The organism is Psychrobacter sp. CX97 (genome assembly GCF_057396285.1).
The window spans coordinates 19919-43481 of the sequence record NZ_JBXYJE010000014.1; the positions used below are offsets into that span (position 1 = coordinate 19919).

A 23563-nucleotide genomic window follows, 5' to 3' on the forward strand; every position below is an offset into this window, starting at 1 on the left:
GGAATAACTTTTGATAAAGAAACCATAAGCAAGTAATCATTAAATAATTTACCCATAGTAAAAAAGAAGCTCTTACTATATTCATTAGCATTAAAGGTGTTAATGAATATAGCTAAAATTTATCTAATTTAGAGTGATATAGCTTTGCTTCTCTATGAGTCTGATCTGCATTTATAAGTCCAACCTACTATTAGTCCAACCTACGTGCAGGCAGGCCCCATTGATTGGTGTTTGGGTGCGTATCTTGACACGTCCAGAATAAAATTATAAGGCTACCAATTAAAGGTATAATCGATATTAAATACCACCATCCAGATTTATTAATATCATGCAAACGTCTAATGGTTACTGCAATGCTGGGAATGGCAAAGATAATACTAATAATACTGACGCTAACTTCGTCCATATCAAAAATAGTATCAACAACTGCAGCCGCCAATACAAAACAAGTGGCGACTAAGGTAAAGTACCAATACTCTTTACGGCGAGCACGACCGCTAAAATTTGTAAAGTTTCTCAACGCTTTTTTAAACCAATCAAATATTGAGTAACGCTCTTCTGTTGCCCATTTTTCGGTTGCAGCGTTAAAAGCAGGGTTTAGTGGTGGTGGAGTCTGAGGGTTATGATTCATAGGGTTTATCTCTCACACTTAATAAGTTTATGATTAATATGACATTATATATATTTGGATATAAATTATACTATGTAACTTGCGTATTCTTGCACATTAATGTTGTCAACCTATCATACAGACCACAATATAATTTATGCTTAATGAGAACATAGATTACCCTACCAAAGCGAGCAATAATGTCAAAAACTGCCGCCAATCCTACTATAAGTAGCATTGTAGTAGATAGCGAAAAAAGTAATATGGGAGAAGATAGCATGGAAGAAGAGAGAGTTGAGGCAGGTGTTTATAGCCCTGTTATCGGTATTCATCTCTCGCCGTTATCCCAAAAGTTTGGTATACCGCGACAGTCAAATTTGGTCGCTGTACCGAGCTGTATTAAAATGTATGCCCCCTACGATACGCCTGAGGCATTTATCGGGATTGAAGGTTTTAGTCATCTGTGGATTACTTGGCAGACGCACCATAATAGAGAACAAAACAGCTTTAAGCCTTGTGTTCGTCCGCCACGTCTAGGAGGCAATGATAAGCTGGGGGTATTTGCGACTCGCAGTACGTATCGACCCTCCAGTCTAGGGCTTTCTGTGGTAAGACTCATTAAGGTAGAATTAATTAATGGCAGCGTTATTCTATATATCAGTGGCGCTGATATGGTGGATGGTACGCCCATTATTGATATCAAACCCTACGTGGCTTATAGCGATATAATAGCTAATCCTGTTAGTGGGTTTGCGGCAGATAAGCCGATCAATAAATGGGTACAAATTAGCGACATGGCCCAAGCACAGTTTGAGGCGTTAACTGCAAAAATTCTGCAAGAAGACAGCAACAAGCATAGTTCCAGCATTAAAAACAATCTTAATGATAGCATTTTGCAAAGCGACTCTAAATATACGTCTCAGCTTTTGCCGTTTGATATGAAGATGATTTGTCAGCTCATCTCTCAAGATCCACGTCCTGCTTATAAGCAAAACGATACTGAGCGCGTGTATGTAATGCGGTATAAAAACGTCGATGTTCACTTTAAAATGGATTATGATGCAAACGGTAATGAGCTAATGCTGATTTTAGCGATTTGTGAGTTGAATGAGTTGACAGAAGCATCACGTTAACAGGGTTCACCTGATGGATTTGAGCTAATATTTAATACTGTCATCTTGTTTTATTGAATGAAGACAGTGCATTAGGAATGTTAAACGTTATTCTAGACTGGATTTTCAAATCTCAATTAATTTATCTAACCGAATCGTTAAAAACCGGTTATGCGATTCATATTGAAAAGCAGAATTAAAAAGAAGAGTAAAAAAATTAGTAAATACCAACATCAACCTCTTAACTTAATAAAGTTGCCTATATGCCCATTCCTAATTTTTCATTGACAGTTGATTTACGCTGGTGTTTAGACGAGCTTCTGGCAGATGGGGTTATTGATCAACGCAGTTACAATCTTGTGATGACCAGTAGTCGTTTTAAACAGGGTAAAAAGGGCAGACACCCATTACAAGTGATTGCTGAGTTTTCTTTACCCAACAATTTAGAGGGCTCTATAAATAAACCGAATAATCTTGATTTACCTTGGCTTGATAGATGGCTTGCTGCTAAAGCAAATATGCCATTAGTGCGTATTGATCCCTTAAAGATTGATGTGCCAAGTGTGACCAAAATTATGTCATATGAATACGCCCGCAGTCAGCATATTTTACCTATAGAGGTATTAGAGCACTCTGAAGAAAGCGTTAATGGAAAGTCAGGAGAAGTTGTCATAGGGACTGATCAACCTTTTTATACTGACTGGCACAAGAATATTGCTCATATTTTAAAACCCAAAACATGTCGTACAGTTTATGTGAGTCCCGCTCAGATTAATCGTTTTCGTCAAGAGTTTTATCATGTGACGCATGCTATTGCTGGTGCCAACGATGCCAATAAGCGAACTGCTTCCAATATCTCTAATGTAGAGGCGCTACTACAATTAGGAGATAGCACCAATACAAATCCTGATGCAAATGATCAACACATTGTTAAAGTAGTTGATTGGTTATTGCAATATGCCTTTGAGCAACGTGCGAGTGATATTCATTTGGAACCGAGACGTGATATAGGCAAAGTGCGCTTTCGTATTGATGGTGTGTTACATACAGTTTATAAGATGCCAGCCGTAATTATGACTGCAGTAACAGCACGTATTAAAATTTTGGGCCGCTTGAATGTCGCTGAAAAACGCAAGCCTCAAGATGGGCGATTAAAAACGCGAACACCACAAGGCATAGAGACTGAACTTAGACTATCCACTCTACCGACCGCCTTTGGCGAGAAGTTAGTCATGAGGGTGTTTGATCCCGAAGTATTGGTTCGTAGTTTTGCTCAATTAGGGTTATTAGGTAAACAGTTAGAGACATGGGAGATATTAACGGCCAGTCCTAATGGTATTATCCTAGTCACTGGCCCCACAGGGTCGGGTAAAACCACGACGTTATATAGCACGCTGAAACAACTCGCAACCGAGCAAGTCAATGTGTGTACTATTGAAGACCCTATTGAGATGATAGAACCGGCATTTAATCAAATGCAAATAAACACAGGAATTGATCTGCATTTTGCTGATGGTATTCGATCTCTAATGCGTCAAGATCCTGACATTATTATGGTTGGAGAAATTCGTGACCATGAAACAGCAAATATGGCGGTTCAAGCTTCTCTTACCGGCCATTTAGTACTTTCAACCCTCCATACCAACGATGCCCCAAGTGCGCTGACACGTTTGCATGATTTAGGTGTACAGCCTTTTTTAACCTCAGCAACTATCTTAGGCGTGGTGGCACAGCGCTTGGTAAGAACGCTCTGCCATCATTGCAAAACCAGTCATGTAGCCGATGAAAATAGTGAACTTGCGATTCAATGGCGTGAGCTGGTAAGCCCTTGGAAGGCAGAAATGCCCTCAAGGTTTTATCATGCTGTAGGCTGTGAGCAGTGTCGAAACACAGGGTATCAAGGTCGTGTTGGTCTGTACGAAATGATGCCAATGAGTCATGAACTGAAGAAGTTAGTCGCAGATGATGCCAAGTTAAGTGATATTAAAAATCAGGCTTATAAAGAGGGTGTACAGCCATTAAGATTAGCTGGCGCAAAGCGAATATTAGAAGGTGTTACGACGATGGAGGAAGTCATGCGAGTTGTTCCTTTGAATTAGTTACAAAGTTTTTAATTATTTATAAAGTTGGTCAGCTATAGCACTTTTATTTTTGTTTCCTTTATTTTTACTTCCTTGATTTTTTACTTAATAGTACCGATTATTAAGTTATCTACTCATTATCTTGCTAATTAACAATGTTTATTGAGCTATGTTTATTGAGCTATGTTTATTCAGCTATCTTGTTTAAGTCCTATTGATAAGGTAGTTGTTCATTAACAATTTAAGATAACCGCATTTTAAGTTAACTGCATAAAAAAGAGTTCCTATGTTTACAGATAGCCACTGCCATTTAAATCGTCTTAATTTGGACAAATATGAAGGTCAAATTGAGGGTGCGATTACGGCCATGATTGATGCAAAGGTAAGCCGCGCCATGGCAATCATGTGTGACTTTAAAGAGTACGACGAGATTTATGAGATCATTACTGCTTATGACAATACTGATGGTAAAGATACGTTGAATCTTGGTATGAGCGTGGGTATTCATCCTTGTGAGGATATAGAGACGTTAAAATCTGCGACAGTGGAGCGCATTGTTGAGATGGCAAATCAAGCGCATGTTTGGGCAATTGGCGAGACTGGATTAGATTATTATTGGAGTGATGAGAATATCAAAGAGCAGCAAGCTAGCCTTGCTAGGCACATTCATGCCAGTCAAAATCTTAAAAAACCACTTATCGTTCATACACGTGATGCAAAGAAAGATACCATTGATATTTTAAAGTCTGAAAAAGCAGAGCATGGCATTATCCACTGTTTTACTGAAGATTGGGAAACGGCTAAAAAAGCACTTGATTTGGGTTTCTACATCTCATTCTCTGGTATTGTGAGCTTTAAGAATGCTCAAACCCTGCGTGATGTGGCGCTTAAGGTACCGAAGGACAGACTGCTTATCGAAACAGATAGCCCTTATCTTGCGCCAATGCCTAATCGAGGAAAACCTAACGAGCCTGCTTATGTGCCGTACGTTGCTAGTTGCTTAGCAGATTTATTTAAAATGGATGTTGAAGAGGTGGGGTTACTGACCACAAAAAACTTTGAAGAATTACTAGCACAAGTTTCATAAAATAGGTATTCTATGTACGTATGACCCAGCAGTCATACCCTTGTCTAGTAGGTGGTATGACATTCACTTAATTTTTTTAAAACCAATAATTGTCAGATTCGTTTTAAAGGGCATTAAGATCTAGGAGATTGCATGAGCAGGCAGCAACAATTTAAAATACGTGAAGAAAATATCTTAGCTACTGCTGAACAACTCCTATTGGAGGCGGGCAGTGGCGATATTACCCTTGACAGCCTTGCTGATCAACTGGACCTAGCTAAAGGTACCTTATACAAACACTTTTCTAGTAAAGATGAGTTGTATCTTCGTATCATTATTCGCTATGAACAGCAGTTATTTGAAATAAACAAAGTTGACGACTGTGCTGCTGCTGGTGTTTCCCGTATGATTTTACAGCAGCTATTAAATCCTCAAAAAGCATTGCTATTTAACCAGATAGAAGAGCGATTAGCAGCATCGGCGACAGGTTTGAACCGTATGTTTGGCGAGTTATATGACGTTAGACGGGCACGGATGAAACGTTTGATAGATATCATTAGTGACTACTTAAACAGTCAAAATAGCGGGCTGACTACTCGAGATTATCTGTCAACTATTTGGGCAATTGGTCAAGGGGGAGCTAGCCTTTTAAACTCTAGTTTTTACCAGCGTTACCTCGGCCGCCGTGACACCCTTCGCCTTGCTTTAATTCAGCAAATCCTTGATCTACCCAAACAATATCCTAGCCGTAATGAAGAAGATAGTGATAAAGCAGATTTTGTGCAACAGCTAGACTCAGAAACCACCGCACATCGCGAGTTAAGTGAACAGTCGTCTTAGTTATCGTCTTGGTTAATTGCCTATAAACCGACCCATTTCTATCGCCTCACAAGTGCTTTTCCACTGTTTATATAATATTTATATAGACAGTCAATAAGTGCAAAGGTACATGATGTGAAAACTGTGATTAACTCTAATCTAATACAACCCATATCAGAATCAATTCGAAAGCCGAATCGGCAATCAAGTCAACAATCAAATCAAAAAGGGTTTACCTTAATTGAAATGATGGTGGTTGTGGTTATATTATCTATTTTTGCAGGCATGATGACATTGTCCGTTGGGAGCACTGAATCTCGTAAAAACCGTGCATTTTATGAGCATATGATTGATAGCTTAGAATATGTTAGGTTATTGTCTGCTGAGCGAATGCAGCCAATGGGATTGGTTCTTCAGGCAGATAATCAAGGACAGGCACACCCTGTTATTGTGAAATTAGATAACGCTTATGCTACCTTTGATTCTGAAAATAATATGCGTACTTCAGGCGGCTTAAGTGGCGACGCAACACCAAAAAATAGCATGGAATTATCTGCAATGTCGTCAGGTGTGACTAAACAACCACTCCCAACTTGGCAAGTTGCTGAAGATATCTCATTACCTGAGCTACCTCCCGAAGTGTCTATTGATATCACGAGATTAGACGTGTCTTCTTCAGGTCTGGCCAATCAAAACAGTAGCGAATCTAACCAACCATTACAGCCTTGGTTTATGGGAAGTGAGGTACCGCAAGCGTTATGGTTTGGCACTGGAGAGGCGGCGCCTGTAACAATTGAGATGAGGTACAACGATCGGTTGATTGGCGATGCCATTACTTTATTACCAGATGGCAGACTTAGCATAGGCGAATAAGCTATCGTCAGCAGACTTCTAAACCGCTACAAGGCAAGTTGGCGTAAGTACTACAGTGGCAGGCTTATAGAGCTTCATGCTGTAACACCTAAAGAGTGGTTCTACTATATTTAGAGCATGTTATATATCGAATTATGGCAGTGCCTATTTGTGAAAGTTCTGCTTGTGAAAGTTCATCTTTGTGAAAGTTCATCTTTGTGAAAGTTCAACATGTCTAATTATATAGTGATACAGCTCCTATTTTAATGCTGCGGTAATTATTAATAAGACAATAACTAATAAGGTAATAACTAATAAGGTAATAACTAATAAGGCAATAAATGTGATGCCTCTAAATGTAAAATATGACTTAAAACAGCAAAGTGGCTTTACGTTAATAGAGGTAATGGTGGCACTGGCTATTTTAGCAATGGTTGCTGTGGTTGCCAGTCAAGCCAGTGGCACATATCTGCGCTCTGTTGATAACCTCAAAACACGTACATTGGCACATTTTGTGGCACAAAATGCAGCCGCTCAATTACAAATAAATCCGCAATGGCTGCAAACACCTCAGCAGTCCACAGTGACAGAACAAGGTAGACAGTGGCAAGTTACTCTGACACCCCAGCCAAACTCTGAAGTGATCGGGAAGGGAGTTGCTAGCCCATATAGTACATTGCAAAATATAGTTAGACCTGTTCTGATCCAAGTTGCACCACTAGATAGTGAAACTAATAAGGTGCAACACTCAGTGACCGATTTGACCATATTACTGAGTAACCCTGAGGTAATAGGACTTAATGAGACTGCACTGCCAAAAAGTGGGCTGAGTGATGATAATTAGAGTAAAAGGTAGGGGTTTTGATCGAGCTCAAAAGGGGTTTACCCTTTTAGAGCTCATGGTAGCAATGGCAATATTTGCGATATTGGCTGTCGCAGGCTGGCAGGTTTTTGACAGTATTAGCCGCAGTAAAGAGCGGGCACAAATGCAGGCAGATGTATTGACGGATCTACAGTATGCCTACCAGCAAATGCAAAGAGATATGACACAGGTGGTGGCGTATCAGTTGGTCAATACACCGCTTGGTACTACCATGACGGATAATGCTATTGGCATGACTGGAGATTCTCAAGCCTCCGCTATCAACGGCTTCACTTTACAAGACAATAGGTTAAGTTTTATACGCTTTGCTGACCCAGATCCTCGTTATGTGCAGTCGGCAATTCTAGAACGTGTGGTTTATAGTTTTAGCGATGGCAATTTAGTACGTGAGCGTTATCGGAATTTATATAGTGGCATTGATAACATGGATAGTCATCTTAATAGAGGCTCTAATCTAAGTAGTGAACAGCCGCTAAAAAGTATTATTTTACCAGGTGCCAGTGCTGGTCAATTTCAAGTCCTATTACCACAGCCGGCGAGTCAATATCCCCATACTGATAAAATGAGTGGTAATCCGCAAGTTGTTAATCCCAAAAAAAATGATGCCAATAATGAGACTCAAAGAGAGGCTAAAATAGAAAGCTCACCTACCCTTCCTAAGGGTGTTAGTGTGAGCTTTAGCACAACAATAGGCAATGTTGACGCACCAATACATTGGGTCTATGTCCTAAGTAAAGCACCAGCCTCTACCGATCCTATAAAATCAAATAATCAGTAGTTTTTAACACCATGATTGACACCTTCAGCTCAAATTTATTTCAATATGCCCAAAAACGTTCGCAAACTGTCATATTTAATTGCGTAGTAAAAGTTTATGCTTATTAAATCGCCCCAAATTCAGACCGGCAAATATGGCCCTACTAGGCAAAGCCAGCAAGGCGTCGCGTTATTAACCATATTGCTTTTGGTAGTGGCTATAACGGTTGTGGCAGGGTCTATGGTCGCCAGTCAAAGAATATCAATTCGTCAATATGACTTATTAAAAACACAAGATCAGATATTGCAGGATGTCAGAGCAGGGGAGAGTTTGGCAGCTGCTTTGATTGCTGCAGATAGCAAAGTAAATATGAATGATAGCTTATTGGATGCTTGGGCTCAGCCTTTGCCCACCACCGCTTATGGTCAGCATAATATAACCCTACATATCCAAGACGCGGCAGGGCGGTTTAACCTTAATAATCTTTATCATAACGGTAGTGTGGATGTGGTGGCAGTTGACATATTTAAGCGTCTGTTAGTACAACTCGGCCTAGAGCCTGAGTTAGCTTATGCCGTTGTTGACTGGCAAGATCCAGACTTTGAAACCTCAGCAGAAGGAGGGGCAGAGTTAGACGCCTATAAAAATATAGGGGGACTGGCTGGAAGTAATGTTTCATCAAGCGGTTTAGGGGGGCAAATAACAAGCACCCTTGCCACTATCAGCAATCAGCCGTTTATAAGTACAGAAGAAATTATGTCTGTTCGTGGTTTTAATTCAGAAAAATTTAAAAAGTTACAGCCTTATATTACCGCTGTTCCTTATTATTTACCAATTAATGTTAATACCGCTAGCCCTCTGCTATTAAGTGCCTTGTTTAAAGAAGCTCAGTTAGAAGCGCTAGATGAATTCCACAAGCAAATTCAAGTAACCCCTGCGACAAACATTGAGGAGGCATTAGAAAAGCAGCCTTGGTCAAGTATGTCTAAAGAAGAGTTAGATAAGGTGAAGCCTATGTTGGATGTTAGGAGTCGTGCATTTAAAGTGTTAATTGATGTTGCGGTCGAAGACACGGGCAAAAACAAGGGGAATGATAACAACCAACGTTCACAAAAACATCGTTATGCGACGACTACCATTAGCAAGCTAGACTTAAATCAGAGCGTGCAACAGGACTCACAAGCAGGTGGAGAGGAGGCTAAAGTAGAAGATAGTAAGCAGAAGGAGCCAGATATTGCAGACAATAGTAAATTGAGAATTGGCGTATTTGGCACTAGACTATTAACCTACCATCCCGTATTTTAAGTTGTGCTTTTTGTGAAAAACATCCTATCTTTGTCAAAATGGCTTCATTCTTTTATCAACTCTCTAATGCTAACGCAACGCTGTAAAGCTATTGAAGATTGCCTTATTCATCTTTAAAGCGAGTTTCTTCTGTTGAGCGCCAGTTTTCAGCCCCATAAAATAACATTTGCGCCTGCCTAGCACATTTAGTTAACATCTCTTGTTTTTTAGCTTCTAGCGCATTGACATCAATATCTTCATCGTGTGTTTGCGAATAAGTTAAGTCTAACCAGTCAATTATCCAGTTTAAGAATAAGTTTAGTCCTGCTTCCGCTAAAAGACGTCGGTCATGATCGTTAATGTGTTGAAAGGCAGGTTGTAATCCCAGGTCTGCTCCCATGATTTGTGCAAATAGAGACACTTGAGCTTTAATGGCATTGCGTACTGCTTCAGAGCCACCAAAACGTTCACTGACTAAAAAATGCCAGTAGCGGGGATGCTCGTCTATTGAAGCAAAAAACAGTTGAATACTGGTTGCTATCTGGCGGTCATAGCTACGGGTACGCCCCATATGTAACCCAGTACGCAGAGTAGATAAAGCTTCACCTAGCTCTTCCTCAACTAAGCATCTACCTAGTACTTCCATGTCATCGAAATGACGATAAAAGGCAGTTGGAACGACCCCAACTTCTCGGCTAACTTGGCGTAAGCTGATGGAGGCAAAGGATTGACCCATCATACATAAATCAAGTACCGCATCAAAAAAAGCTTCACGGGTTTTTTGTTTTTTCTGTTCACGGGTATTCATTGTCGTGCTCATAGAAGTTTCATCTTTATTTAGTCAGATATTTTTTATTCAGATGTTTGAATATGACACCCCATTAGATATCAATGCACTGGATATCGATGAAAGTGTAGAATAAATCAAGCGCATATTCTCGGCGTTACACCTATTATAGATATTAGTTATAGGTATTAGCTCATTTTTTAATGTTGGTAAAAAAGCGAAAACTAAACGTAGGCTCGCCTATGTATTTTAAAAAAAAGTAGATAGGTTACCATACTCCGCCACCAATTCCATTTAAATCTTGAGCAAGTTTATAGGCTTCATGATCATTCATACCTGTGATGTAGTCTAATATATTTAAAGCATTATCATAGACGTCGTTATTAAGCTCACGGTGCAAGGTATGCATATGCTGATTAAGCAATTGTATCAAGTGTTTTTGCTCAAAGTGTGGTGGCTGATTGTTAAGAGGGATCAATGCTAAGGGCATAAAGGCATCAAGTAAGGTCTGTAGGCAACGATTAGCCATGAGCTCCATACGAATTTTGCTAGGATGTGCAAAAATTTGCTGTGACGCCATTTTTTTGGCTTGCGAAATACCATCCTTAACGCTGGGTTCACAATGATCAAATAGACTGCCTTGCAGCTCTCCTGCTAACATAGTGTCAGCATGTGTTACGAAAGCTTGGGTCACTTTATCCACTAATCGCATCATTGCACGACCCCGTAAGGCCGCTAATTTTTGGGAAATAGGTGCGCCTCGGGTCACTTCTGGTGGTGCGCCGCGGTTGCCGATTAACTCGAGCATCAAGGGTTCGACATCTCGATATTCCAGCATATTTAGATGAATACCATCTTCTAAATCAATTAATGCATAGCAAATATCGTCTGCGGCTTCTAATAAATAGGCTAAGGGGTGTCTAGCATAGCCTTCATGACTCGGAGAGTAAGGTAGTTTCAGCTGACTTGCCAACTTATCTAGTAGGTTGGCATCGTTACTAAAGCACCCGTACTTTTTTACTGATAGGGTGCTTATAGGTGCTTTTGTTAGATATGACCTATCCTCGGTTGTTATACGCTGGGCTAAGTGCTGATGAGTAGATTCAATAGTATTACTATGAGCCGCCAACCAAGGGTACTTCATAAACGCCCCAAGTGTTGCACAGGTAAGGCGCATACCACCTCGATCAGGGTGGTGCTCATTGCGAGTTATGATTCTAAAACCTTGGGCATTGCCTTCGTAGCCTTGTAAATCTAGGCGTTGTTCAGGAGCCATCAGTGCTAGATATTGATTCTGGTTGGGATGATTGAACCAATCACGTATGGCATATTCACCAGCATGACCAAACGGTGGGTTACCTATGTCATGGGCAAGGCAAGCAGCTTGTACAATGACCCCAACATCCCCAATAGTGACACCACGCGGTAGGCCATCGGATAATTTTTCTTGTAGCCTTTCAGCTGCCATCATACCCAGTGAACGTCCAATACAAGAGACCTCAAGTGAATGGGTAAGACGGGTATGAATTCCCATTTGCTTGGTTAGTGGATGCACTTGAGTTTTTTGGTTTAACTGGCGGAATGACTGTGAAAATATAAGCCGATCATAGTCCTTATGAAAGGGTGTACGAGATTTCTCATGCGATCTATCTTTGCTAATATTACCCAAGCGGCGGTCGGTTAATAGATATGACCAGTGTTTATTGGATGGCAGCGTGGCTGGATTGAGCTCATTGATTTTATTATTTAAATAGAGGCTGGGTTGAGTCATAAGGCACCAAATTGAACTGTTTCTATTATCTTTATAGTATTTATGTTGATTAGCATAACAGAAAACTGGCAACCAGCCTATTAACACATTTTGTTAACGCAGGGGTTTACTCAATAGGAGTATGAGTTTTTTAACAACGCCTATCTGACAGATAGGCATCATAAATGAACTAATGACAAACTATAAGACATAAGATTAAGATGCCTTATGACACTTATGTAAGATCTCTTTGCTGTCTAAGGTAATGTTTCCAGTAGCTTGGGCAACAGGAACTGCTGATAAAAGAGCAGTGTCATTATCTATCTGCCAAACTAAACCATGACCATCATCAAGACCAATTTCGCTGACAAAAGTATTTTGTGTTGAATCGGTATCTATTGCGGATAAGTCATATTCAATACCCTCTATTAAAAGGTGTGCTGTTTTTGGCGTACTGTCGTTATGATAAAACGCAGCGATCTCCAATTCAGGCTCGCACTTAAACTTAATGCGATTATCATCATGATGATGACCTGCATGATCATGGCTGTCATCAAGGTGTTCATCATGAGCGTGATGATCGTGCTCATCATGCATATGTTCTTCATCTTCATGATGTTCGTGCTCATGATGCTCACTAAGTTCATGACTCTCCTGCTCATTACTCTCAGTAGGTGTTGTGGGTTGGCATCCTATTAAAGCCATCGTCAGTGCTGTACCTAATAAAGCAGTGCGCATTGAATAGACTATTTGTGTGGATTTAATCATACGGTAATTCCGAGTTAAAAAGAGTATATTAAAGGTATGTTATAATATAACAATTCAATCATAAAATAAAGCCCATGTTATTTAGCTTCTTATTGCTTAACATGAGCTTTATAAAAAATGGCTTTATAAAATGTTAGAAGTGTACGTCACAGCTATACATTAAATCTAAAGTGCATCACATCGCCGTCTTGCACGATATATGTTTTACCTTCTAGGCGAGATTTACCCGCTGCCGCAGCCCCCTTTTCGCCGTTATATTCTATAAAATCTTCATAAGCGATAACTTCAGCGCGAATAAAGCCACGTTCGAAGTCCGTATGAATAACCCCAGCAGCTTCTGGTGCAGTAGCCCCCACCTTGACTGTCCACGCGCGCACCTCTTTTACCCCAGCGGTAAAGTAAGTTTGCATGTCGAGTAACTTATAACCAAGTCTGATCACTTGATCTAAACCGGCTTCTTCCATCCCCATATCATCTAAGAAGTCTTTTTTGTCGTCGTCGTCGAGCTGGGCAATCTCTGCTTCAATCTGATTGCAAAGAGGCAAAACTATGGCATCATCAGCTTTAGCATAGTCGCGAACAGCATCGAGATATGGATTGTTTTCAAAGCCATCTTCACTAACATTGGCAATATACATGGTCGGCTTTAAAGTAATTAGACCATAGCTTTTGATGAGCTTTTTTTCATCTTCATCAAGGTTTGCTGCACGAGCTGCTTTACCTTCTGCTAAAAAAGGCTCGATTTTATTAAAGACATCTAAAGCAGCCTTAGCGTCTTTATCATTACCTTTGGCTTTTTTGGATAAGTTAAAGATGGCGCGTTCAACCGCTTCTAAATCCGCTAATGCAAGCTCAGTATTAATGGTTTCAATATCATCAATTGGGCTAACTCGACCGTCAACGTGTACAACGTTGTCATCATCAAAGCAGCGAACCACATGGGCAATGGCGTCTGTTTCCCGAATATTAGCTAAAAATTGGTTACCCATCCCTTCGCCTTGCGATGCGCCTGCCACTAAACCGGCAATATCTACAAACTCCATAGTCGTTGGCATTACCCTTTCAGGTTGAACGATCTCAGCCAATTTATTTAGACGAGGGTCGGGCACTGGCACGATACCCACGTTTGGATCTTTTGTACAAAACGGAAAGTTTTCGGCAGCAATCCCCGCTTTAGTGAGTGCATTAAATAGGGTTGATTTCCCCACATTAGGTAGGCCGACGATGCCGCAATTAAAGCCCATGTTGTCTCTCTCTTAAATAATATGTTGATATAAATTAAAGCTTAAAAGGTCATATTTCGGTTTTAGCAAAACAATATGACCTAAAAATATGTCGTATTGTAGCAAAATTAACCAAAGGCGTGTCTTCAATTAGGGGGTGTGAATAGAGGGTGTGAAAATAATCGTGATGTATGTCTATATCGTTCGTCTCTATTTTAAAATTTTAAAGGTAAAACAAATCTTTTAATATTGACACAGACTTTAAGTTTAGACAAAGTTTTAGGGGCGAATTACAGTTTTTCTTTTTGGTAAAAGTCAGCTACCAACGGCTATTCCTAAATGAGAAACAGCCCAAGCTAGAGCGGTTATTGAATGCAAGTTTAAATCTTGAAGTTCGGTCAGTTGGCTATTTTATATAAGTTAAGTTTATACGTTAACTTGTATTTGACTTGGATTTAACTTGGATGCGAGCTAATTTGCATCAGTTTTACTTTCTAATAGATTATCTTCTACTACCTTGTTTCTATGAGACCAATCATGACTCCCATGTTTTTATCGTCCTTTTTGTTAATATCAGGGGCATATAATGCAGAGGCAACGCCGCCATCTAAAAACAAGGCATTTGGGCAGTTTAATTGTTCCTTAAAGTAATGTGCAAACTGGTAAAAGTTAACCAGCTCACTGCTGGTCACAAAGCTCACGTTGCCGTCATCACAAACCCCAACACCGTTACGTATTTTTTTTGAGGCGCTATTAGGGTTGAACTTTGGATGAATCATGCCATCTATTACCAACATAGGTCCAGATTGAGTGGCATACAAGGGGCGAGCTATTTTATTATCAAGCATGGTATGCAGTGTATTGCTTTCAGTAATATATACTTTGCCAGCTTTATCCCACCACAGTACGCCATTTGGCATCATATGAAAGTTACCCGCACCTTGATTTAAGTTTAACGATAATATTTGTTGACCATTAATCACTGTGTAGCCAATTGGGGCAAACTCGCGGTTATACATGCCCGCATTAGTGGCAAATTTAAGCTGAGTATCTGACTCTAAATCCTCTATCAGTTGATCAAAGGTATAAAGTGGCTTCAGTGTTTTATCAATATCAAAGGGTGCTCCATCCATTTTCCACTTGCCAGATTTCCAAAATAGTTTTAGCGACAAAGGGCTTTTTGATTTACTTAAGTTACTTTGTGATATTGTGCATAGCGAATGTTCAAATGGCACAGACTTAGATTGACAATACTGCTCTACGCTTTTTGACTCATCATCTTTAATCGCTATTTTGACAAGTTTCTTAACGTTTGAATCATTACAGCCTGTTAGGACTAATGTAGCGTTAAACAGCAGTGTCGCACTTAACAAACAGAAGCGCCCCCTTCTGGCTAGAGGGTTTCGTTTGGTTTTCATAGCCGTTAGCCGTTTCGTTTTGACACTGAACTCGATACTATGCATAATTTTTCAGGCCATCGTCAGGATCTTTGTTTTGGTCACGGGAGTCTTCATTATAAGCCACATAGGCTTCGTTGTCGGCATTAAAACTATTAGGATCGGCCATTACCCACATTTGATTATAAATATTAGCGCGTGCACTGGTGTTTAGTAGTGCCCCTTCATCCATAAAGTAGAAGAATTTCGAGAGTAACTTAATGGTGCCATCATTCATGCGTCTTGCCACATGATAGGCATGCAAATCGTCTGGATGTGATAGTCCCACTGCGCCCACAATATTGGCCAAAGATTTAAGTGTATTGTGATGAAAATTGGCAACACGCAATGATTTGTCAGGCACATCTAATGCCATTTGCCGATAAGGATCTTGAGTAGCGACGCCAGTTGGACAGGTATTGGTATGACATGAGCGTGACTGAATACAGCCTACAGCAAACATAAATCCCCTCGCTGAGTTACACCAGTCCGCGCCAAGTGACAACATCTTGGCAATATCGAATCCTGATACAATTTTGCCGCTGACTCCTACCTTAATTTTATTGCGAATGCCAGCACCCACAAGCGTATTATGAACAAATAAAAATCCGTCGATAAGTGGCATTCCGACACTGTCCATAAACTCAACAGGTGCGGCACCTGTGCCCCCTTCTGCACCATCTACCACAATAAAATCTGGATAATTATCTTCTTCAATCATGGCTTTCACAATAGCCATAAATTGCCAAGGTTGTCCGATACATAGTTTAAATCCGACAGGCTTGCCACCTGACAGCTCCCGAAGCTGTTGCCAAAAATGAACCAGCTCACGTGGAGTGTTAAAAGCGGAGTGGTTAGCCGGCGATATGCAATCTTCTGCCATAGGAATACGCCGAGTTTCAGCTATTTCTTCGGTTATTTTCTCTTTAGGAAGCACGCCGCCCTTTCCTGGTTTTGCTCCCTGAGACAGTTTTATTTCGATCATCTTGACTTGGGGTTCAAGCGCATGTGTCTGAAACAAGTTAGGATCAAATTTTCCGGTATTATCGCGGCACCCAAAATAGCCAGTGCCAATCTCCCAAATTAAATCGCCACCAAATTTGCGATGATAAGGGCTAATAGCGCCTTCTCCAGTATCGTGAGTAAAGCCACCAAGCTTTGCGCCGTGATTTAGCGCCATTATTGCATTAGCTGACAAGCTCCCAAAGCTCATGGCTGATATATTAAAGACAGACATCGAATAAGGCTGCTTGCATCGCTCCCCGCCAACAGTAATACGAAAGTCGGTATTTTTAAGTTTATGGCTGGTTTGTGATTGTAAAAACCACTCTTTATCGGCAGCATATAAATTATCCAAGGTACCAAAGGCATTGGTATCACTGATATCTTTTGCACGTTGATAAACTAACTCACGCTGCTGCCGAGAAAATGGAACCTGCTCTTTATCGTCTTCAATAAAATACTGACGGATCTCTGGGCGGTAATCTTCTAAAAAGTAGCGAATATGCCCTGCTATAGGGTAGTTAGACAGGACGGCATGTGTGGATTGAGCGATATCATGAATACCAACGGCCACTAAAAACCCACAGAAAATCGCAAGCCACCATTCAGCAAAGATAATACCCACCACTAAGCCAATAACAACTGCAAAAAATAACCCGTAGCGTTTAAAAAAGCTAATTTGATAGGTACGTTCGCTATTATTCATGCTGTCTTGTTTTGGGTTTAAATCGGTACGTGATTTAGGCATGATTTATCCTTAACTCTCTCAAATCAAAAGGTAGTGGTTACTATTTATGTTAATAAAATATATTTCAAAAAATGTGTGCCATTAAAAATGCAGGTCATTCAAATAAGACGGTAGCGGTAAGGCGCTTATTAAAAATCTTTCAAAAAAACGGAATTAAAAAGACAATGAAATGTGTCTAAAATACATACTTTACCATCATGATTTAAAAACTTTAGTATGATAATGTTTCAGATTAGACTATGTAAGCAATTTTTTCCTATCATTTATAGGCGATGAACCGTTATAATAAGCCTCAGTTTGAAGACACCGTTTAAAACCTATCTTAAGTAACCGTTTTGAGGCATAAGGTAGAGCAGCTGTTTGTGATGGATGTTATTACTTTCGTTACTATTTTATTTAGCAACGGCTGATAATCTGGCACTTAACTTTTAATCTAGCACTTAACTTAATGATAGTTAATAAGATCCTCTCAACTATTTAAACAATAATAATCTTGATTCATTTATCTTATAGGAGCATAGCATGGCTATCGAACGTACTCTTTCAATTATCAAACCTGATGCAGTGGCCAACAACAAAATTGGCGCTATTTACAGCCGTTTTGAAGAAGCGGGTCTAAAAGTCGTAGGCGCTAAAATGATACACCTTAATGATGAAAAAGCAGGCGGTTTTTATGCGGAGCATAAAGAGCGTCCATTTTACAATGATCTTGTGTCTTTTATGACTTCAGGTCCTGTTGTTGTGTCTGTTCTTGAAGGCGAAAATGCCATTGCTAAGCATCGTGAAATCATGGGGGCAACTAACCCAGCCGAAGCTGCAGACGGTACTATTCGTAAAGACTTTGCTTCAAGTATCGATGAAAATGCAGTACATGGTTCTGACTCTGCAGACTCTGCAAAGCGTGAAATTGCATACTTTTTCAATGATGACGAAGTTTTAAACCGTACTCGTTAATCTTATAGCTTGCAAAATGACATATCTTTGTATTATTTGTAAAGTGCAGTTTTCATAAATTAAATGAACCGCATCAAACTTGCGTAGTTTACTACTAATTAAGTTTACTACTAATTAATAGATATTGGGGTCGCACTCGTTTTTTGTTGCTACTTTAGTTTCTATACTCAGTACTTTGGGCAAGATATTTTGATAGGGTATAAGGTTGTTTTTAGAACGGCTAGGCAGTTGCTTAGCCGTTTTTATATGTTTACTGTTAATCCAGTCAGCTTGTTCTATAACAGTCAGCTTGTTTTATAAGTAGGTATCTTAGTTTGTATACAAGGGTTTGTTGTCATTTATATGATGACGAGACAGCCTATAATTTCTTGTATGGCGTATAAATAAAAAGAAATTATAAAATTATAAAATTATAAAGAAACATAGTCTTGTATAAAGCTTACTATGCTAACTATAAAGAAACATAGTATGGTTATATGCGATATAATATGTTTTTAACATTTAGACTTACAGTAAACGGGTTAGATAATTTATCATGACCAAAGTAACAAAAATAAGCACAGTGTCTCTTCCAGATAGAATGAATGATAACGGCAGTGAGGCTGTAAATGTCATTAATCCACAAGACAGCAGAGTCAATCTACTGGGTATGGGTCAGGCAGAGCTGAGCGAATATTTCAATACGCTTGGCGAAAAGCCATTTCGTGCTACCCAAGTAATGAAGTGGATTTATCAGCATGGTATTACTGACTTTGATCAGATGACTAATCTATCAAAAGGGCTAAGAGAAAAGTTAAATCAAAGTGCCAAGGTAACGCCTCCTGAAGTCGTGCATAAACAATACAGTGAAGATGGTACTCGTAAATGGGTATTCAAGGTAGCAGGTGGGTCATTAGTTGAAACCGTACTAATTCCAGCAGATGACAGCAAAGTAAATGGCCGGAAAACATTGTGTGTATCATCTCAAGTTGGCTGTGCGCTAGACTGTCGTTTTTGTAGTACTGGCAAGCAAGGTTTTGAGCGTGATCTGACTGCGGCTGAAATAATTGGTCAACTTTGGGTGGCTAATGCATCGTATATGGAAGGGGTAGATAGCACTGAGTGGCAAAACTCTGTGACGAACGTCGTCATGATGGGTATGGGCGAGCCCTTGCTAAACTATCAGCCTGTTGTCAGTTCAATGAGTTTAATGCTATCAGATCATGCGTACGGTTTATCCAAACGCCGAGTAACCCTCTCTACTTCTGGTGTGGTACCAAAGATGTACGATCTTTATAAAGACATCGACGTTGCATTGGCAATCTCTTTGCATGCTCCCAATGATGAATTGCGCAATGAACTTGTGCCGATTAATAAAAAATACCCATTGAGTGAGTTGATTGCTGCTGCCAAGGCCTATGTTCATGATAATAACCCACGCCATAAAAAGCATGTAACCATTGAGTATGTCATGCTAGATGGCATTAATGACACTGATGAACATGCCTTACAACTTGTGGATTTGTTACACGAGCTACCTAGCAAAATTAATCTTATACCGTTTAACCCGTTTCCCCATGCACCATATGAGCGCTCCAGCAACAACCGTATCCATGCATTTAGTAATATTTTAAACAATGCAGGGTTTGTATGTACTATTCGACAAACACGTGGCGATGATATTGATGCCGCCTGTGGTCAATTGGTTGGGCAAGTTGCTGATAGAACCCGTCGTTCACAAAAATGGCAGGAGAGCATTGAAGCTCGCAAGCTGACACTCAATGAGTAACTATCATTAAATATGCATGACTAAATTAGGTAATCAATGCACTATATACTACCTGTCTATTTGATAATAATGGCTAAGCTCAAAACAGTGGTACTATTTTAGTTATAATCTTTAGTAAACTAGGGTTGCAACACTAAGTGTGCTTAGATTAAGATGATTTGATTTGTAGCTATAGAAATATACTAAATACTTTGGTTTTAATATAAATTGGTAAATTGGTAGGAAAGACTAGCCAAAGAGTAACCGCATTGGCATTAGTCGAATATAATAGTTTTAATATAACAACAGAGTATGTTCTTGAAATGTAGTACAAAAGTATGTGTAAGCATTCTGAGGTATTGCAGGTCTAAAGTATAATTATTCTAAAGTTGGTATAATAAAAAAGGTGTTAAAAAGATAATGATGGGTTCTACTGACAATAAGAGTAGTAGTAAGCTAGGCCTAGCTCTCTCCAATCATGATGCGGCTAGAGTCAACCACATGATCATGGTCGTATTGTCGTCACTGAGCGTGGGCTTAACAGCGTGTCAGTCAGCCCCAAGTATTGACGCCAAAAGCTTAAGCAACATAAATTATTCTGTGGGTGATGTGCAAAATTCAGGTTTTAAGGCAACCGATCCTGATAAAATTGCCGAAGTGCGTACCCGCATGGCCGCCCAATATATTCGTGATAATAAATTAGATGCAGCGCAGAGACAGTTAGAGAAAGCATTTTCAGCCAATAATCGATATGCACCCGCTTATGATATGATGGGCGTTTTGCTGCAAAAAGAAGGCAGCAGTGTCAATCTTAAAAAGGCGGATTCGTTTTTCAAAAAAGCACTCGCTATTGACCCTGATTTCATGCAAGCACGTAATAATTATGGCGTTTATTTATCGCAAGTTGGTCGAAATGAAGACGCTCTTAAGCAATTTGAACTAGCAGGGGCGGCGCTTGGCTATGAAGGCCGTATTGGCGCACTGGAAAATCTAGGACGTACCGCACTGAAGGTAGATAATAAAACGTTGGCTACCCAAGCTTTTGTGCGGGCACTTGAAGGTAATCGTAACAGTTTGGTCGCTCATATTGAACTGGTAGATCTATTGATTGATAGTAACCGTATTCAGCAAGCACAAGACTTGTACGATGAAACACTCATCCTGCTTGCAAAGGATGCCAATAAAATACCCCGTATTCTATTGCAAGGCATTAAACTTGCCCATGCACAAAATAATAGATATACCCAAGAAGAACTATCGCAACAGCTTTTGGCTGACTTCCCATTGAGCGAGGAAGCAACTCAGCTAAAAGGCTGGATTCGTAACCCAGAGGCACCATGGAAATAAATAATCGAGCGTCATTAACTCCCAAACATTCCGACACAATCAAATCAGCTACTGACTCTTTTGGACAGCAGCTTAAGCAGGCTCGGGTTAGCAAAGACTTGAGCCTCGATGATGTGGCAGGCGAATTATTTATTTTAAAACGCCACCTTGAAGCCATTGAAAGTGAAAGCTTTTCCGAGCTACCTCAGCTAGCCTTTGCTCGGGGCTTTGTGGTGAACTATGCTAAATTCCTAGATTTAGATCCAGATCAAATTGCGGAGAGTTTTAATCGTGCTTATCCAGATAACCTAAAAAAGAAGAGCGTTAACGATATTGAGTCGCCGCTTAGACCAATGGGTACATTGCAACGAGAGGGCAGGCGCTCTATTCGTTTTAATCCATTATTGGTTATCGGTTTGGTTGCATTAATTGCTTTGGCTGTCTTTTTGATTCGTACGGTAACCAGTGCTGAAGATGCCAATGCGGTCAAAGGTAATAGTGCCGCTTTAGTGGATGATCTATCAGATACTGAACAATCGGCAGGTGCAGCACTTAGTACAGGAAGTGCAGTTAATTTAGACAGTAGTGGCTCGGCATTGAATCTGAATAATAGCGAAAGCAATGTGGAAAAAAATGCTGAAGCTAATGGCACAAATATCAGCGGCAATACTACCAATGATGATCAAGCAGCGTCGCAAACAGTCAATGCTGATGAAGCCAATTTAGAATTTTGGATTATGGGTAATACTAACGTTAACGTTACCGATGCCGATGGCAACCGTCTGTTAACGGGTCAACAAACTCGCGGTGCCTATAATTTATCTGGTAAGCCACCTTTTAAAGTTCAGATTGATAATGTTTCTAGAGTGACCCTTAATCTAAATAAACAGCCTATCCAGCTGAATAAGTTTGCTAAGGACAATAAAGCCGATTTTACGTTAGCACCTTGATAATTTAGAGATCAATAATTTTTTACTAACTTATCACTTAGTAATTAAAGATGGTAACGACATTAATCAGTTCTTGAGTTAATCGGAACTTAAATGGTTAAGGTCGTCACTTGATAGCTCTTATAATTAATGGCGCTTATTGAAGTTTGTATGTAGCACTTATTATATTTATAGTGCTTATGAAATTAGTATATTTATATACAACGCAGTCAACAGGGCATAATAAAACCCCCCAACCTAATTTTCAGTCAACTGAGAAGCATTATGTCAACATCCTCTCCTATCAAACGTCGTAAAACCAAAAAAATATATGTTGGTAATGTCGCCGTTGGTGGCGATGCGCCCATATCTGTGCAAAGTATGACCAATACAGACACTTGTGATGTCGATGCTACAGTGGCACAGATTGAGCGATGTGTGGACGCTGGTGCCGATATGATGCGAGTGTCTACCCCGACTATGGAAACGGTAGAAGCTTTTGCAGAAATCCGAAAGCGCAGCAGTGTGCCATTGATTGCGGATGTGCATTTTGATTATAAAATAGCCTTGGCTGTTGCTAAGGCAGGTGCTGATTGTTTGCGTATCAACCCCGGTAATATTGGTAATGACGCAAAGGTTCGGGAAGTGGTAGCCTGTGCCCGTGACCACAATATCCCCATTCGAATTGGTGTTAATGCTGGCTCACTTGAAAAAGATATCCAGCGTAAATACAAAGAGCCAACAGGTGAGGCGATGGTAGAGTCAGCCATGCGCCATATTGATCTTTTGGAACGCTTAAAATTTGATCAATACAAGGTATCGGTTAAAGCCAGCAATGTGTTTTTGACATTAGATGCTTACCGCTTGCTTTCACAACAAATCGATAATCCGTTACATTTAGGGGTAACCGAAGCGGGTATCTATCGTACTGGTACGGTTAAATCTGCTATTGCACTTGGTGGTTTATTGCTAGATGGTATTGGTGATACCATTCGTATCTCTTTAGCGGCGGAGCCTGAAGATGAGATCAAAGTGGGTTTCGATATTTTAAAGTCGCTTAATATTCGTGCTAATGGTATTAACTTTATTGCTTGTCCTAGCTGCTCACGTCAAGAGTTTGATGTCATTCGAGTGATGAATGAGCTTGAAGCACGATTAGAGGATGTACGTATTCCAATGGATGTATCGGTCATTGGGTGCAAAGTAAATGGGCCAGGTGAAGCTAAAGAGTCAGATATCGGAGTGGTAGGTGCATCGCCAAACTCATTGGTTTATTTAGAGGGCGAAAAGAGTCATTTAATCGATACGACGACGCTCGTAGAAAATATTGAAAAAATGGTGCGTGAGCGGGTAGCACATGCAGAAGCAAAAGCTGCCAGTGAAATATTAAGAGTAGATGGTAGTTCAGGCTTATAATTTAAACTAAGCT

20 protein-coding genes are annotated in these 23563 nt (G+C 40.0%); 13 read left to right on the forward strand and 7 right to left on the reverse strand.

The features are described from left to right. Positions 1 to 190: 190 nt before the first annotated feature. Complete coding sequence (locus AC2SLL_RS10795; protein ID WP_486531698.1) at positions 191 to 631, reverse strand: DUF805 domain-containing protein; 441 nt, start codon at positions 629 to 631, stop codon at positions 191 to 193. Between the two features lie 242 nt (positions 632 to 873). On the opposite strand from AC2SLL_RS10795, the gene tsaA reads away from it, so the two are divergent. The 8 genes from tsaA to gspK all read left to right on the forward strand — a co-directional run bounded on the left by tsaA (position 874) and on the right by gspK (position 9485). After that, the gene (gene tsaA, locus AC2SLL_RS10800) at positions 874 to 1743 is read left to right on the forward strand and encodes a tRNA (N6-threonylcarbamoyladenosine(37)-N6)-methyltransferase TrmO (protein WP_486531737.1); all 870 of its coding nucleotides are present in this window, start codon (positions 874 to 876) and stop codon (positions 1741 to 1743) included. A gap of 242 nt (positions 1744 to 1985) precedes the next feature. Next, the gene (tfpB, locus tag AC2SLL_RS10805; protein ID WP_486531699.1) at positions 1986 to 3821 is read left to right on the forward strand and encodes a type IV pilus assembly ATPase TfpB; all 1836 of its coding nucleotides are present in this window, start codon (positions 1986 to 1988) and stop codon (positions 3819 to 3821) included. A gap of 268 nt (positions 3822 to 4089) precedes the next feature. Beyond that, positions 4090 to 4890 (forward strand): TatD family hydrolase, encoded by an 801-nt coding sequence (locus tag AC2SLL_RS10810; RefSeq protein WP_486531700.1) that lies wholly within the window; start codon positions 4090 to 4092, stop codon positions 4888 to 4890. 132 nt (positions 4891 to 5022) lie between these two features. Next, positions 5023 to 5709 carry a TetR/AcrR family transcriptional regulator gene (locus AC2SLL_RS10815; RefSeq protein WP_486531701.1) on the forward strand — a complete coding sequence of 229 codons (687 nt, stop codon included), beginning with the start codon at positions 5023 to 5025 and terminating at the stop codon, positions 5707 to 5709. Positions 5710 to 5823: 114 nt separating this feature from the next. After that, positions 5824 to 6561 carry a prepilin-type N-terminal cleavage/methylation domain-containing protein gene (locus AC2SLL_RS10820; protein WP_486531702.1) on the forward strand — a complete coding sequence of 246 codons (738 nt, stop codon included), beginning with the start codon at positions 5824 to 5826 and terminating at the stop codon, positions 6559 to 6561. 325 nt (positions 6562 to 6886) lie between these two features. Beyond that, entirely contained in the window at positions 6887 to 7384 is a 498-nt protein-coding gene (gene gspI, locus AC2SLL_RS10825) for a type II secretion system minor pseudopilin GspI (protein WP_486531738.1), read from the forward strand. Further along, positions 7374 to 8201, forward strand: coding sequence for a type II secretion system minor pseudopilin GspJ (gene gspJ / locus AC2SLL_RS10830; protein ID WP_486531703.1), 828 nt, complete (start codon positions 7374 to 7376; stop codon positions 8199 to 8201). The genes gspI and gspJ overlap by 11 nt, the downstream gene beginning before the upstream one ends. Positions 8202 to 8297: 96 nt before the next feature. Further along, positions 8298 to 9485, forward strand: coding sequence for a type II secretion system minor pseudopilin GspK (gene gspK / locus AC2SLL_RS10835; RefSeq protein WP_486531704.1), 1188 nt, complete (start codon positions 8298 to 8300; stop codon positions 9483 to 9485). Positions 9486 to 9588: 103 nt separating this feature from the next. Here the strand turns inward: gspK and AC2SLL_RS10840 are convergent, their stop codons facing one another. The 6 genes from AC2SLL_RS10840 to AC2SLL_RS10865 form a co-directional block, all read right to left on the reverse strand. Beyond that, complete coding sequence (locus tag AC2SLL_RS10840) at positions 9589 to 10284, reverse strand: TetR family transcriptional regulator (RefSeq protein WP_486531705.1); 696 nt, start codon at positions 10282 to 10284, stop codon at positions 9589 to 9591. Positions 10285 to 10519: 235 nt separating this feature from the next. Next, positions 10520 to 12022, reverse strand: a complete 1503-nt coding sequence (locus tag AC2SLL_RS10845; protein WP_486531706.1) for a deoxyguanosinetriphosphate triphosphohydrolase — start codon at positions 12020 to 12022, stop codon at positions 10520 to 10522. Between the two features lie 195 nt (positions 12023 to 12217). After that, a complete protein-coding gene (locus AC2SLL_RS10850) occupies positions 12218 to 12769 on the reverse strand; it encodes a hypothetical protein (protein ID WP_486531707.1) in 552 nt (183 codons plus the stop codon). Positions 12770 to 12921: 152 nt separating this feature from the next. Continuing rightward, a complete protein-coding gene (ychF, locus tag AC2SLL_RS10855; protein ID WP_486531708.1) occupies positions 12922 to 14013 on the reverse strand; it encodes a redox-regulated ATPase YchF in 1092 nt (363 codons plus the stop codon). Between the two features lie 491 nt (positions 14014 to 14504). Further along, positions 14505 to 15410 carry a phosphodiester glycosidase family protein gene (locus AC2SLL_RS10860; protein ID WP_486531709.1) on the reverse strand — a complete coding sequence of 302 codons (906 nt, stop codon included), beginning with the start codon at positions 15408 to 15410 and terminating at the stop codon, positions 14505 to 14507. Positions 15411 to 15447: 37 nt separating this feature from the next. Beyond that, positions 15448 to 17178, reverse strand: a complete 1731-nt coding sequence (locus AC2SLL_RS10865; RefSeq protein ID WP_486531710.1) for an FMN-binding glutamate synthase family protein — start codon at positions 17176 to 17178, stop codon at positions 15448 to 15450. A gap of 522 nt (positions 17179 to 17700) precedes the next feature. Here AC2SLL_RS10865 and ndk point away from each other — a divergent pair. The 5 genes from ndk (at position 17701) to ispG (ending at position 23550) form a co-directional block, all read left to right on the forward strand. Continuing rightward, positions 17701 to 18132, forward strand: coding sequence for a nucleoside-diphosphate kinase (ndk, locus tag AC2SLL_RS10870; protein WP_486531711.1), 432 nt, complete (start codon positions 17701 to 17703; stop codon positions 18130 to 18132). Positions 18133 to 18712: 580 nt separating this feature from the next. Next, on the forward strand, positions 18713 to 19900 hold the full coding sequence (rlmN, locus tag AC2SLL_RS10875) for a dual-specificity RNA methyltransferase RlmN (protein WP_486531739.1): 1188 nt from the start codon (positions 18713 to 18715) through the stop codon (positions 19898 to 19900). A 399-nt stretch (positions 19901 to 20299) separates the two neighbouring features. Next, complete coding sequence (locus AC2SLL_RS10880) at positions 20300 to 21226, forward strand: tetratricopeptide repeat protein (RefSeq protein WP_486531712.1); 927 nt, start codon at positions 20300 to 20302, stop codon at positions 21224 to 21226. Further along, on the forward strand, positions 21217 to 22155 hold the full coding sequence (locus AC2SLL_RS10885) for a RodZ domain-containing protein (RefSeq protein WP_486531713.1): 939 nt from the start codon (positions 21217 to 21219) through the stop codon (positions 22153 to 22155). The genes AC2SLL_RS10880 and AC2SLL_RS10885 overlap by 10 nt, the downstream gene beginning before the upstream one ends. Positions 22156 to 22419: 264 nt before the next feature. Next, the gene (ispG, locus tag AC2SLL_RS10890; protein ID WP_486531714.1) at positions 22420 to 23550 is read left to right on the forward strand and encodes a flavodoxin-dependent (E)-4-hydroxy-3-methylbut-2-enyl-diphosphate synthase; all 1131 of its coding nucleotides are present in this window, start codon (positions 22420 to 22422) and stop codon (positions 23548 to 23550) included. Positions 23551 to 23563 lie beyond the last annotated feature (13 nt).